The sequence below is a fragment of the Priestia aryabhattai genome, assembly GCF_023715685.1.
Lineage (GTDB): Bacteria > Bacillota > Bacilli > Bacillales > Bacillaceae_H > Priestia > Priestia aryabhattai_B.
This window is the reverse complement of sequence record NZ_JAMBOQ010000003.1, coordinates 973,487-986,416: the sequence shown is the minus strand read 5'-3', so window position 1 is coordinate 986,416 and position 12,930 is coordinate 973,487. Positions and strand designations below refer to the sequence as shown.

Sequence of the window (12,930 nt, the reverse complement as noted above, 5' to 3'; positions counted from 1 at the left end):
TTCATTTTTTTGGACACACTAGAAAAATAAGTGATGTTAGGAATTCATAGAAAGATTCTCGAGGTGAAGTAATAAAGCGTAGTTTGCTTATATTCACACGTCTAGCTCCCATAAAATCAGATGGTTTTTCAAACTACTTTAATCCAAAAAGCTCTGTAAAAGGATGCTTAAAAGTTAGCCTGTAAAGCTTCAATTTTTTTCTTAAGTTTTTGGCTTTCTTCCTCTAATTCAATGATTTTATCTTGGAGTTCTTTATTATACCAGTCGTTTTCTAACTCTTCAGATAGTTTTATTCGCTTTTTATGGATTTCAATTCGTTGTTTAGCCATCTCTTCTACTTCTTTATTTAATTGAAATTGTTTGTATGGATTCATATGTATTCCTCCTTTATTTTCACTTTCAACATAAACAGGCAATCCCTTTAGAATAAAGTCCAGTGAGTGTTACCTACGAACATAGTGACTGCCCCAAACGCACTAGCAATAAAGCTAAAATTCCATACAGTTCGCATCCAAACTACCAAAGAGCCATATGTCTTTCTGAAGGCTACTTCACGCATGGAGATGAGATAAAGTACTGTAAAACCATATATGCCAAATGCTACCCATTGAAAAGTTTCTTGAATTAGAGGGGCTATTAAGGCAACTGCTTTTAGATTGCTAGTATTAGTATATTCAAGCTTGGGAGATTAGCCGCAAGTATTTTGAAGTTTTTACATTTGAGCTCCATATCGTATTCAATTAAAAGCAGTCAATTATCTTTCGCAGTTTACAAATGTAAACTGCTCTTTTGATAACTACTTAGACTGAAGAATTGCTTCTTTAACATACACTTTGTAGTCAATAATCGCATCCTCCATTATGGACAGCTCGCTTTCTGAATTGATATATCCAGCTAATGGTTTAGTGCTTGCCTCAAAATAAGGAAGTTCTTCATCAAGAGAAAACTTAACGCTGTCTTCATCTAGCGATAACATGTCAACTATGGTGTCAGTACTTATTTCTTCTAAATACAGTTCCTTTGCTGAAATGATATTTATAGTGCCCACACATTTTAAGTCCACTACTTTAAAGCCTTTATCTAACAGTTCTTTCACTAAATCTTTAGGCATCTAAAACCCTCCTTAATACTTACTAATTTTCGACATAAAAAGAGTGATTCCTTTAGAATAACGCCCTGGGAGTATTGCACATGAATATACATAAATAAAAGGTTTAACGTATTTATTACTCCTTTATAAGGTATACTATAATAAGAGGAGTAGTGATTAGTATGTATTATTACGGTAAAAGAAATCAAGAACCTTTAGTTCAAGAACAAACAGAAGTTTGGGAATGTACAGTAGAAGATTGTAAGGGCTGGATGAGAAAAGATTTCTCTTACGACAATCACCAAAAATGCCCTTTGTGTGGAAATCACATGAAAGCTGGAGAACGGCTTATTAATAAAATCCCCCTTAATCCCCATCGAAGATAATTTGCACCAATGCTTTCACACAGATTAAAAAATTATTACTATATTATTTAATTGCAAATATTGTTAATGTATTCACATTTGCTTTCTATTTCTAATGTATGTTATAACTAGTTATACCTTGTATCGATCGTCTTGACTAAAACCCAGGCTTTTTTAAAAGTTTGGGTTTTCTATTGAAGTAATATTAGATAAATTATGGTTTTCTGATTATAAGACCATAAAAAAAGACTCCTTCATAGGAGTCTTTTTTGTTATCACTTTTGATTATGCTTTGTGAACGTTAGCAGCTTGTGCTCCACGTTGACCTTCTTCGATATCAAAAGTAACTTTTTGACCTTCTTCTAATGATTTGAAACCTTCACCTTGAATAGCACTGAAATGAACGAATACATCGTCTCCGCCTTCGATTTCAATGAAACCGAAACCTTTGTCTGCATTAAACCATTTTACTGTACCTTGTGTCATAATGTTGCCTCCTGCTGTGGACTACTCCACAAATGTATTACCTCTCTTGCCCAATCATACTATTTCAAGATGAAAACTTCTGTTTAAGGTTTTTTCTTCTCTCAATCTTATACCGAACAAAAACAAGTTAATTGTAGTATAACACATAGGTATATTGATAGCAAATAACGGAAAATAGGAGCCTGATACAAAGATTGTTCATTTTTGTAGCTATCTTATCCTCCTTCATTTGACTATTGTAAGAAAAAGTTTTCACCCTTCTTTTTTCAATATGAGAGCAAATGATTGCTTTATTCCATTTAATCGTTATAATCATACTTGTCTACGGACTAAACTAAACAGTAAGAAAGAAGTGCTATTATGAGAAAGTTGAAACCCTCTTTTCAAAACCTAGTCAATGAAAATAGACATAAAATACTAGAAGATAAAAAGGTCATGGAAAAGATTGAAGAAAAAATTGAAGCTCGCCAGGAGCAGGCTATAAAGATGAAAACGAAATAAGAGTAGAATAAAAACATCCTGTCTAAACGGATGTTTTTTTGTATTGTACTGCTTTTGCACTTCTAGGTAAATGTTTTTGTACAGGATATTTCATCTGCCATGTCGAATCTAGCAAGTCACAAGGAAGGGGCTGTTAATATGAATTCAAAAGAACAAAAGAGATTGGAAACTACTAGAAAATTAATGGACAAAGCTAAAGAACGAACTGATTTATCTTCTGAGTTAGAACAAGACTTAGAGAATTTAGGATTACAACGACGAATGAAGCAATTAGAGTTAGAGAGTAAGTTCCTAAAAAACCTGAACGATGAAATAGTTTAATTCACAGCACCCGTTCAGGGGTGCTTTTACGTATTTATTTCTTCTTTACCATAAAGTAATTCTTTCTTTAACGTGTCAAAGTCTCTTTTCGCTATTTTTTCACCCTTATAAATTTTTATTTACACAAAATTATTGATGGTCCTGATTTAGCATATATAGTGGTTTTTTTAGCATAGTTATAATAAGGGTAAATTGAATCTAGTAAGTAACCTAAAGGTGGTGAGTTCTTATGAAAAACAGGGATAAGAGACGAAAAAAGAAACGTGATTCTTTAAAGGATTACTTAAAAAACAGGTTAGAAAATTGGAAACCTAGACTTGGCGAAGAGCCTACCTCGAACTCTAAGACGACGACTCAAGAAAATAGAAACCTTGATTAGATAATATTTTGGTGTAGTATTTAGAAATTTTCCACCATGAAAAATAGCCCCCTTTAGAAGTCTATCTCTAGAGGAGGCTTGCTTATAAGGTATATTTATTTAACAGCTTCTTTTAATTCTTTTCCTGGTTTAAATGCAGGAACCTTTGAAGCCGGAATTGTCATTTCTTCACCTGTTTGAGGGTTACGACCTGTACGCTCTGCGCGCTCACGTATTTCAAATGTACCAAATCCAACTAATTGAATTTTTTCTTCTTTAGCAAGCGTATTTGAAATCGTCTCAAACAACGCATCTACAGCCTTTTTTGAATCTTGTTTCGTTAGTTCTGATTTTGTTGCAACTGCATCTAATAGTTCAGTTTTATTCATATTTAAACACCTCATCCTCTTATTTTTAGATAATATGTAGAGATGCTAACGTATCATAGCTTCTACATCCTTGTCACTTAATAAGGTTAGGTAAAAGAAGGATGAATTTCGTTTTTTCCTAAATATTTGTAATGAGATTTGCTCTGTGACGAAATCAACTCTGGTGAAGTTGGGTTATGTTTTTAAATGACATCCATTGATAGCAAGAAATCAAAAGTTTCTAAAGCGCTGAAATTTGCATGGAATGATCTGATGATATATGTAAAACTAAAGTTAAATTCCTCAGAGAGCGTTTCTCTACATATTAAATGCATGCATTTGATGTTTTTCTCTATTTATTCAATACCTTTGCAGAGATCAATTCATTAATGAGCACCCAGGCATCTATGTAACTACCTTTTAATAAAACCATTTTTAAATAAATCGTACCATTCTTCTAGTTCTTTACCTTTTAAAACATCTAATTTATTTAAAATGTCTCTCGAAAATTCCAGTGCACCACTTCCATTAGCTGTAATTAGACAGCCATCACTAACAGATTGTTCGTCTATATATTTTTCATCACCTCGATAATTAGGTGCCCCTTCTTTTAAATAAGGTAACGAATTACCTGTATGTCTGTGATAATCAAGAAATCCATGATTCCCTAAGAAGGTAGTTGCATCACAAATCGCTGCAACCGGAATGTTATTTTCGAAACAAAAACTCACAAGCTTCTTTACCTGATGATTTTTCTCTTCTCTCCATCCAGTTCCCCCAGGAATAATTAACATGACAAATTCCAATTTAAAAGAAAAGTCCTGTAAGCTATAATCCGGGATAACAGTCAATCCTCCCATTGAAAGTTTAGGATTTTTGTCAATCGCAATTGTCTGAACTTGAAATCCTGTTCCTGGTTTATTTAACTCCGCGGTCACATAACTGGCTTCCCAATCAGCAAAACCATCTGTAATAAAGACCAACACTTTTTTCATTTATATGCCCTCCCTAATTCTTGATTGGAAATATAATCAAGAACATTATAAATCGCCCATTTTAATTTACCACATTCTACACATTCCATAAAATAGAATACGATGTCCGTAAAAGTATACTTTTACGGACATCGTATTCTCTATTATTTGAATGTAAAGACTTTTTGAACGCTCAAACTATTATCTCTATACAAAGAAAATTGATATTTTCCTGCAGAGAGTGTACCTGGACTAATTCTGAATTCATACCCCGAAGTACCTTCGTCATTAGGAATAGTTTCTTCCATCAAAACGTTGCTTTTATCCTTGATATTAGCTAATTTTAATACAAACATTTTATTTTGTTTTTCTTTTCCTGAATTGTCTTTAAAATGTAAAGAGACGATTAGCTCTTTGTTTCGATCCACTTTATTTTGTGGGTCAATAATTTGTTGAGATTCATCGCTTGTTTTATATCCTATTTCTATATTATCTCTTTTGATTTCTCCATCGTCTTTGAGTATAAAAAAGAAAAACCCAATAGAAATTAATACAATAAATAAAATCAAAAATTTTTTCTTTTGAACATATAAATTACCTACTTTGTTACATTATAGTAGATTTATACTATAATAATGTTATATTCACAACAATGTATATAAAGGAGCTTTTTTAAGAAACTAGAACATATAAGTCAGGAATTTTATACATTTTCTGTTCACTTGGGTACCGAGATAAGACCTTTAAATCAAGGATGTATAAAAAACTGTATAAAAAGGAAAAAGGATACTTCTCCGAACTCCTGTGACACAAGAGTTCTCTTTTTTTAAATGTACCGGAAAGAGTGTTTATGTAAACTAGGGAATTATTATCTTCTCAATTAAAGAATCTTATTGTTGAAATTCAACATGTTGGAAGTACCTCTATGGAGGGGCTTTAATGGATTTGCATTATGAAATTAATGGTAATGGTCATCCTGTGGTTCTCCTAACTGGTGGTGCTGATATAAGGAACTGGACATTTGTCGCACCTCTTTTAGCGAAACACTACAAGGTCGTTTCTTTTGACGGACGTGGGACTGGAAAATCACCGTCCCCTTTAGAAGATGTCAACCCTATTGAAGATTTGCTGTCACTACTTGATCATCTAGAAATCAATCAGGCGACACTCATGGGTCACTCAATGGGTGGCCAAATTGCCACTGAGTTCGCTCTGAATTATCCTGAAAGGGTTTCAAAACTTGTTTTGGTTGCGCCTGGATTATCTGGGTTTAGCTATTCAAAGGAATTTGAAGAGAATATAAAGAAGATTCATGAAGCTGCTCCTGATATCGATAAGATGGTTGAGCTTTTGCTCAGTGATCCATCTTATCGTGTTGTAACGGCGAGTCCTCACTGGGATTTGATGGTTCAAATGCTCCGGCACCATATGAACCGAATGTTTGAATGGCCGGCTGTTAAATTAATTTGGCCGCAACGACCAGCCATCGAAAGATTAGAAGAATTGACGTCCAAAACATTATTGATAATCGGTAAGGAGGATTCACCCGATAACCTTCGTGTTGCCAATTACATTCGCAAGCACTCAGACGCTCGAATCATAGAAATTCCAGATGCTGATCATATGGTTAATTTGACTCGTCCTGAAAAGCTGTATCGTCAAATTACTGGCTTTATGAAGGAGTAAAAAGTGTACTTATTTTATTCGGGCTTCTAATTATTTATTTGGCATTAAGTAAGATATTACGTAGCTACAAAAAAGCACAAACCACTATATGTGATTTGTGCTTTTCTGGCTAAGGAATAACACTAAAAGAAAGATTGTCTAATAACATGGTAACAATTTAACGCTTTAAAGTAAAGAGTTAAATTGTTCCTTATTATATCCCTCGTTATTTAAGTAAACAGTAAATTATTTTATAAAAAATATAAGTTTTACTATTTACTCTCACTGACGACAAATATAGGCTTTTTTCACTCCTTATCACACACCAATCTATCTTCTACTTCCCTTTTAAGAAATTGTTGTATTCATGGCAACTAACCAGAAAATGTATAAGTATTTAATGTTAATGTACTTTCAATAAAGTTAATTTTACATAAAATATAAAAACAACGTATTTTATATATAGGAGTAAATAGTAAAACTAGTTCATTGATATAAAATTTATTGCCACATGAACTAACAAAATAGGCTGCCCATAAAGTAACGTCACCTATTGTTACTTATTTAATTTAACTTATATAAAAGTAAAAGTATAAGCTTACTTTTTATAAATATAAGATATTTTTTCAGCTAGTTTGTAGAAAACTTTTGCCTTTACAACTAGATGCGTTTATTGTATGATTACACCTCAAGAACAAACGTTCGATAAGAAGGGTTTAGAGCTGAATAAAGGGATAACAGAACAAACCAAGACAGTTAAACACAAAATGTTTTCGCACGGAGCAAAAACATTTGAGCCAACTCTTATTATTTATCGAAATACATTGTCGTTTATTGTAAACGTAATAACAATCGGAGGTTTCAAATTATGAATGATAAACAAGCAGCACTAGATATGGCTCTAAAACAAATTGAAAAACAATTCGGTAAAGGATCAGTTATTAAGATGGGAGAAGGCACACATACGAAAGTTGAGGCATCTAGCTCAGGCTCATTAGCGTTAGATATAGCTCTTGGAATTAATGGTTATCCTAAAGGAAGAATTATGGAAGTTTACGGACCCGAAAGTTCAGGTAAAACAACAGTTTCCTTACACGCAATTGCAGAAGTACAAAAAAATGGAGGTCGAGCTGCCTTTATTGATGCTGAACACGCACTTGATCCAGTTTACGCGAGAAAACTAGGTGTAGATATTGATGAGTTACTGTTATCGCAACCAGATACTGGTGAACAGGCACTTGAAATTGCCGAAGCATTAGTTAGAAGTGGTGCTGTTGATATTATTGTTGTTGACTCAGTAGCAGCATTAGTGCCACAAAAAGAAATTGAAGGAGAAATGGGAGATTCTCACGTAGGTCTACAAGCTCGTTTGATGTCTCAAGCTCTTCGTAAACTATCTGGAGCAATCAATAAGTCTAAAACCATTGCTATCTTCATCAACCAAATCAGGGAGAAAGTAGGCGTTATGTTTGGAAATCCGGAAACAACGCCAGGTGGAAGAGCACTAAAATTCTATTCTTCCGTTCGTCTTGAGGTTCGCCGCGCTGAACAACTTAAACTAGGAAATGACATAGTTGGTAATAAAACAAGAATTAAAGTAGTCAAAAATAAGATGGCACCTCCTTTTCGCATTGCTGAAGTAGATATTATGTATGGAGAAGGTATCTCAAAAGAAGGGGAAATCTTAGATATTGGTTCTGAAGTAGATATTGTTCAAAAGTCTGGATCTTGGTTTGCTTATAATGAGGAACGTTTAGGACAGGGACGAGAAAACGCTAAGATTTTCTTAAAAGAAAACCCTGAAATTAGAGAAGAAATTAGAAAAAGCATTATTGATTTCAAATATAGTAATAATACTAACAACGATAATGGTATTGATAACGAAAACGAAAACCAATAAAAGCATAAAACACCTTTCCCACGGCTTGAACTGCACCCCAATTGTTAGACAAAGAAACTCTCATGATTGGGGTGTTTTTGATTGTAAGAAAATAACAAAGGAGGTTTTCATGAAAAAGAAACTATTATTAGCTTTGTTTCTAATGGTAGGATTAGCTCCTATATTTGTTTCTGGAATTAGTGTCAAGACAACATCTAATTCTAATGAAGAAAGCCCTATGGATGAAGTACATCTTCTTAAATGAGCCATTATGGTAACTAAAAACATATGACAATTCGAACAGAAAGAGCATAAATTATTTGTGGACCAACTGTTTTTAATGTAGTTATGCTCTTGTTAATGATAATATTAGAATTCTTCTTCCTTCCACATCAGTCCAATTTCTTGTTCTCGCTGCAGAACCTTTTCCAGATATCGCTCGGTTGTTTTCCGGTCACTATGGCCAAGCTCTTTTTGAATTAAGAAGATATCTGCTCCCTGCTGCCTACTATAAATCGCATAAAAATGACGAAAATAATGAGGCGTAATCCTGTCAGTCCGTTCTTTCACAAAAGGTAACTCCATTCGTTCAATAATACGCACAATATAATTACTTAAGTTCTTATAATGATAATATCCTCCGTCTTTGGCTGGAAATAATGGTCCTTGATCACTTGTATTTAAGGCCGTACTGACATGGCGTCGTGCTCTAAAGGCAAGGATTCGTTCATATAAAGATGGATGAAGCAACTTATCAAATTTCTTTCCACCCTTACCGACTCCTCTTAATCGATAATGGCCACTTAAACTGTCTAGATACACATCGCCCCACGAAGCATTGGCTATTTCTTGTACACGAAGCCCTGTCATAGCCAACATCGTTAACAATCCATAGTTGATAGGATGTCCTTTATAATAGTCCAACAGCTGCTTGACTTCATGGTAATACAAATCTCGATTCGGAATCTCATGTTCAGATAGCGATATGCTCAAGATTTCTTTATGTAACGGATGCTGGATATACTTAGCTTCATATAACCATTTTATAAAACTCTTTAAAATCATCATTTTGGCATCTAAAGTTGCGGGTGAATAAGGTTTCCCACCCTTCCCTAACAATGCTGTACTTAAATACATTTGATAATTCCTTATGTGCCAAGGTCTTAGATTTTTAAAGATGGTTTCTTCAATATAATCGTCTACATCTTCTTGTAAGAATGACTCACTTTCTACCGCATACTGATAATACTGCAACAAAATCCGTAAGTATTCGATCTTTGTGTTTTCTTTTCGTTCTCGATCTTTTCGAATATGCTTTTGTTGATGGACATAGTAGTACATCATTTCTTCATCTGTAAAATCGCTGAACATTTCTTGATTTTTTCTCTGATGATTTTCATTTCTTTCTTCTAATGCATCATAATACGTAGTATTCAGCAGCAACGAAACGACCTGATGAAAGTCTCCTTTTACTCCACCAGCACGTTTGGAAGGAATTTGTAACTTTTTAATAGAATAATTATGAAGATGATCAGATAATAAATTTTTACACATAAGGAGATAAAACTATGGCAAAAAACAACTTACTAAGAATGGACAATGTCGGCATCGTTGTAGAATCCCTTGATGACGCCATTTCTTTCTTCAAGGAGATTGGCTTGAGCCTCGAAGGGCGAGCCACTGTCGGGGGTGAATGGGCTGGTCACGTAACCGGATTGGGTTCTCAGTGCGTAGAGATTGCTATGATGGTTACTCCAGATGGCCACAGCCGACTTGAACTTTCGCGATTTCTCACCCCACCTACTATATCAGATCACCGGACTGCTCCTGTAAACGCCCTCGGTTATCTACGCGTCATGTTTACCGTTGAAGACATTGACGAAATGGTATCCAGACTCACTAAGTATGGTGCTCAGCTCGTTGGCGAAGTGGTTCAGTACGAGGACTCGTATCGGCTCTGCTACATTCGTGGAATCGAAGGACTTCTAATCGGTTTGGCGGAACAACTCGGTAACAAATAAGTAAGTGACGTTTTATAAAAAGCCTTTACTGAAATATACATTACTGAAGTGAAAATATTTGAAGAAAATTCTTATTCAATAAAAGGGCGCTTTTCTGGAAGATGCGCTCTTTTCACGTCTATGTATTAAGAGCAAAAACCATCTAATGTCCTGTCAAGTGATTAGCTAGTTTTTGCTACTAATCGAAATAATGAAAATTACGAGACTTTCAACTTAATAGGTATTCGCTGATCCATATCAAGTTCAAAAGTTCCGTATGGATTCACATGATAATAAAATAAAGGTGTTAATCCTCTAAAATCTTCTCGGGAATATCTTGTTTCTTGGACGGAAATCTAGCCCCTTGTTGAAAGTACTTTAATAATACTGTAAAGCCTAAACGACTTACTCCTGTTTTATTGCCAATAAGTTTTCTTTCAATTGATAATACTCCAGAGTGTCCCAGTAACTCATCTTCATTCGAATTTCGTTTCATAAATCCTCTTCCCCTAATCTTAATGTAATTACTAATTTGAGTGTAATCTATTGATTAAAGGGTGAAAACACTACTTTGCGGTCTACAGCAGCTCCCCTGTCACCAAGCCTATATAATGAAATAAAAAGTATAACCAGCAGAGAGTGTGCAGTGAATAATTATCCAACCTCAAATAGAATCCCAGCAAGCAACTCAATAAAGAATATCTTCTTAAAAGAAACTTTTATTAAAAAAGCCTAGGGGATATGATGGTAGGACTTTCTATTTCTTGCCCATTCCATATCCATCGATTCGTTGCATCTCTACTTTTATTTAGATATACATTATTATTAAGTTGATTATATTTATTTGAGTAATGAAGATTGGCTAGAAGCAAATTAGATTTTACTGAAACTATCACATTATTGTTGATAGTGTTATGAGTCGCATGATATTGCATCAGTAATTGACCACCATCCATGTTCATCGTATCATTTCCATATAAAATATTATGTTCAATAAGAGTATTTATCGTTCCTCCACGTTTTTTATCATAGCCTCCGATTGAAATTCCCGTAAAACGATTCTTATAAATCATATTCCGTATGACTTGAACATTCCTAGTTTGTTTACCATAGTGTTCACTTGCGATTTCTATTCCTGGATCATTATGACTTGAAACGTTATGCTCGATAACAACGTCTTTTCCTCCGTCTACGTAGATTCCGCATGGTGTATTTTGTTCCTTAGAAGTAGAAAAATGACCTATATTCAAACCTTGAATTGTTATGTAGCTCTTATTCTCTATGCTAACTAGACCTCCATCTGTGGAACGGCTCTTTATTTTTTCTCCACTAATAAGTGGCTTTTCACTTTTATAGTTCCTGAAGATAATAGGCTCTTGTTTAGTACCTGAACGACTAATGATTAATTGCTCATAATAGATGCCGCCCCTGATATAAACCGTAGTTCCAGGTTGAGCTACTTCACTTGCCCTTCTTAGTGTTTTAAAAGGTTTGCTTTTAGTACCTAGGTTTTTGTCATCCCCTGTAGGAGAAACGTAGATTTCATGATGTATTATAGGAGCTGCTGAAGGTTGATTAGCGGCCTCAACCCTTTGGTTTATACACCACAGTAAAATAAGAAGAATACCAACTGCTTTTTTCATAAGATACTCCTTAAAGTTAATGAATTTCACTTACAAGATCTTTAAATTATACTATGGCTCTTTTAATAAGTATGTAAAACATCGCATTATGTCTTGTTATTTTTTAAAACTACAGCAATTTTTACATTTAAAACGGAAAGTGCTAAAGTAATGCTAGAATGTGGAGGTTTTAGAGATGAATAAGGAACTTAAGTTACGTCCTTTGGAAAGAGAAGATTTAAAATTTGTCCATGAACTCAATAATGATGCAAACATCATGTCTTATTGGTTTGAGGAGCCTTATGAAGCTTTTGTAGAGCTACAGGATTTATATGATAAACATATTCACGATCAAGGTGAGCGTCGCTTCATACTAGAAAAGGACGGGGATATGCTTGGATTAGTCGAATTGGTCGAAATTGATTATATTCATCGTAGAGCAGAGTTTCAAATTATAATTGACCCTACGTATCAAGGTCATGGTTACGCCATGGTTGCCACAAACCTAGCAATGAATTATGCCTTTTCGGTATTGAATATGCATAAACTTTACTTAATTGTAGACAAGGAAAATGAAAAAGCAATTCATATCTATAAGAAGGTTGGTTTTTCTATTGAAGGCGAGTTAAAAGATGAATTTTTTGTCGATGGAAGCTATCATAACGCTATAAGGATGTGTATGTTTCAAAAAGAATATTTACAAGCCAAAAATAAAAACTAAGGTTGAACTAGTATAAGAGTCCTGGTCACTAAAAAAAGAAGAAAGAATGAAATTGGACTTCTGTTAGAGGACAAAAAACAGTTTAATATAGAATTAGAATAGAGACTAATTAAAATAAAAGCTATCTCATAGAATGAGATAGCTTTTCAGTAAGTGGTCGTTACCATAAAACGTGTTATAGGGATGAAAAATCCTGAAGGAGAAATGTGCAAACCTTTTAAATATGATAACATTGTAATTTATAGAAATTATAGAAATTTTAAGGATGGTATTATGGGTACATTTAGTCCAACAGGATTGCTATTATTCTTAATAATTATTGGTTTAATAGGATTCCTAGCTTTTAAACTTGTTAAAAGGTTAAAAAAGAAATAAATAACAAGAAGGACCTGCTATCAAAACAGTAGGTTCTTAAAAAGTTTTCTTTATGAAAAATAAAATTAGTTTATACCATTCTTAACAACTACTAATTTTATACATAATTATTAACTTCTTTATGCATTTTTGAATCTTATTTATTACTAAACTATTATTCCATCAAAAACGTTCGTTAAAGTATACCTTTTAGTAGTAAGATGAA

The 12,930-nt window shown here is 33.9% G+C and carries 17 protein-coding genes and 1 pseudogene; 9 read left to right on the top strand and 9 right to left on the bottom strand.

Features of this window, described 5'->3' with window-relative positions; translation table 11 throughout:
- Positions 1-167: 167 nt before the first annotated feature.
- Together M3225_RS18150 and M3225_RS18145 are read right to left on the bottom strand one after the other, a co-directional pair.
- The gene (locus M3225_RS18150) at positions 168-374 is read right to left on the bottom strand and encodes a hypothetical protein (protein WP_251395926.1); all 207 of its coding nucleotides are present in this window, start codon (positions 372-374) and stop codon (positions 168-170) included.
- Between the two features lie 422 nt (positions 375-796).
- Positions 797-1,111, bottom strand: coding sequence for a hypothetical protein (locus M3225_RS18145; protein WP_251395924.1), 315 nt, complete (start codon positions 1,109-1,111; stop codon positions 797-799).
- 161 nt (positions 1,112-1,272) lie between these two features.
- On the opposite strand from M3225_RS18145, the gene M3225_RS18140 reads away from it, so the two are divergent.
- The gene (locus tag M3225_RS18140; protein WP_251395922.1) at positions 1,273-1,476 is read left to right on the top strand and encodes a cold-shock protein; all 204 of its coding nucleotides are present in this window, start codon (positions 1,273-1,275) and stop codon (positions 1,474-1,476) included.
- A 264-nt stretch (positions 1,477-1,740) separates the two neighbouring features.
- On the opposite strand, the gene M3225_RS18135 is transcribed toward M3225_RS18140, so the two are convergent.
- On the bottom strand, positions 1,741-1,941 hold the full coding sequence (locus tag M3225_RS18135) for a cold-shock protein (RefSeq protein WP_025751380.1): 201 nt from the start codon (positions 1,939-1,941) through the stop codon (positions 1,741-1,743).
- Between the two features lie 360 nt (positions 1,942-2,301).
- Between M3225_RS18135 and M3225_RS18130 the strand changes: the two genes are divergently transcribed.
- A complete protein-coding gene (locus M3225_RS18130) occupies positions 2,302-2,442 on the top strand; it encodes an FbpB family small basic protein (protein ID WP_080743162.1) in 141 nt (46 codons plus the stop codon).
- Positions 2,443-2,580: 138 nt separating this feature from the next.
- A complete protein-coding gene (locus M3225_RS18125; protein ID WP_251395920.1) occupies positions 2,581-2,763 on the top strand; it encodes a hypothetical protein in 183 nt (60 codons plus the stop codon).
- Positions 2,764-3,237: 474 nt separating this feature from the next.
- Here M3225_RS18125 and M3225_RS18120 read toward each other — a convergent pair whose 3' ends face one another.
- The 3 genes from M3225_RS18120 to M3225_RS18110 all read right to left on the bottom strand — a co-directional run bounded on the left by M3225_RS18120 (position 3,238) and on the right by M3225_RS18110 (position 5,032).
- Positions 3,238-3,510 (bottom strand): HU family DNA-binding protein, encoded by a 273-nt coding sequence (locus tag M3225_RS18120; protein WP_251395918.1) that lies wholly within the window; start codon positions 3,508-3,510, stop codon positions 3,238-3,240.
- A gap of 392 nt (positions 3,511-3,902) precedes the next feature.
- A complete protein-coding gene (locus tag M3225_RS18115) occupies positions 3,903-4,484 on the bottom strand; it encodes a type 1 glutamine amidotransferase family protein (protein ID WP_251395917.1) in 582 nt (193 codons plus the stop codon).
- A gap of 143 nt (positions 4,485-4,627) precedes the next feature.
- Positions 4,628-5,032 carry a hypothetical protein gene (locus M3225_RS18110; RefSeq protein WP_251395915.1) on the bottom strand — a complete coding sequence of 135 codons (405 nt, stop codon included), beginning with the start codon at positions 5,030-5,032 and terminating at the stop codon, positions 4,628-4,630.
- 370 nt (positions 5,033-5,402) lie between these two features.
- Here M3225_RS18110 and M3225_RS18105 point away from each other — a divergent pair, with 370 nt between their 5' ends.
- The 4 genes from M3225_RS18105 (at position 5,403) to M3225_RS29635 (ending at position 8,272) form a co-directional block, all read left to right on the top strand.
- The gene (locus M3225_RS18105; RefSeq protein ID WP_251395913.1) at positions 5,403-6,149 is read left to right on the top strand and encodes an alpha/beta fold hydrolase; all 747 of its coding nucleotides are present in this window, start codon (positions 5,403-5,405) and stop codon (positions 6,147-6,149) included.
- A 656-nt stretch (positions 6,150-6,805) separates the two neighbouring features.
- Positions 6,806-7,000, top strand: coding sequence for a hypothetical protein (locus M3225_RS18100; RefSeq protein WP_251395911.1), 195 nt, complete (start codon positions 6,806-6,808; stop codon positions 6,998-7,000).
- The gene (gene recA / locus M3225_RS18095) at positions 6,997-8,028 is read left to right on the top strand and encodes a recombinase RecA (protein WP_251395909.1); all 1,032 of its coding nucleotides are present in this window, start codon (positions 6,997-6,999) and stop codon (positions 8,026-8,028) included. The genes M3225_RS18100 and recA overlap by 4 nt, the downstream gene beginning before the upstream one ends.
- A gap of 109 nt (positions 8,029-8,137) precedes the next feature.
- Positions 8,138-8,272 (top strand): hypothetical protein, encoded by a 135-nt coding sequence (locus tag M3225_RS29635; protein WP_285885706.1) that lies wholly within the window; start codon positions 8,138-8,140, stop codon positions 8,270-8,272.
- Between the two features lie 104 nt (positions 8,273-8,376).
- On the opposite strand, the gene M3225_RS18090 is transcribed toward M3225_RS29635, so the two are convergent.
- Positions 8,377-9,561 (bottom strand): tyrosine-type recombinase/integrase, encoded by a 1,185-nt coding sequence (locus M3225_RS18090; RefSeq protein ID WP_251395906.1) that lies wholly within the window; start codon positions 9,559-9,561, stop codon positions 8,377-8,379.
- Between the two features lie 14 nt (positions 9,562-9,575).
- Between M3225_RS18090 and M3225_RS18085 the strand changes: the two genes are divergently transcribed.
- Positions 9,576-10,028, top strand: a complete 453-nt coding sequence (locus M3225_RS18085; RefSeq protein ID WP_251395904.1) for a VOC family protein — start codon at positions 9,576-9,578, stop codon at positions 10,026-10,028.
- Positions 10,029-10,320: 292 nt separating this feature from the next.
- Here M3225_RS18085 and M3225_RS18080 read toward each other — a convergent pair.
- Positions 10,321-10,503, bottom strand: a pseudogene (locus M3225_RS18080) (hypothetical protein); the annotation flags it as partial.
- A 226-nt stretch (positions 10,504-10,729) separates the two neighbouring features.
- On the bottom strand, positions 10,730-11,650 hold the full coding sequence (locus M3225_RS18075; RefSeq protein WP_251395901.1) for a DUF1565 domain-containing protein: 921 nt from the start codon (positions 11,648-11,650) through the stop codon (positions 10,730-10,732).
- A gap of 175 nt (positions 11,651-11,825) precedes the next feature.
- Here M3225_RS18075 and speG point away from each other — a divergent pair, with 175 nt between their 5' ends.
- On the top strand, positions 11,826-12,350 hold the full coding sequence (gene speG / locus M3225_RS18070; RefSeq protein WP_216890856.1) for a spermidine N1-acetyltransferase: 525 nt from the start codon (positions 11,826-11,828) through the stop codon (positions 12,348-12,350).
- The last annotated feature ends 580 nt before the right edge of the window (positions 12,351-12,930 follow it).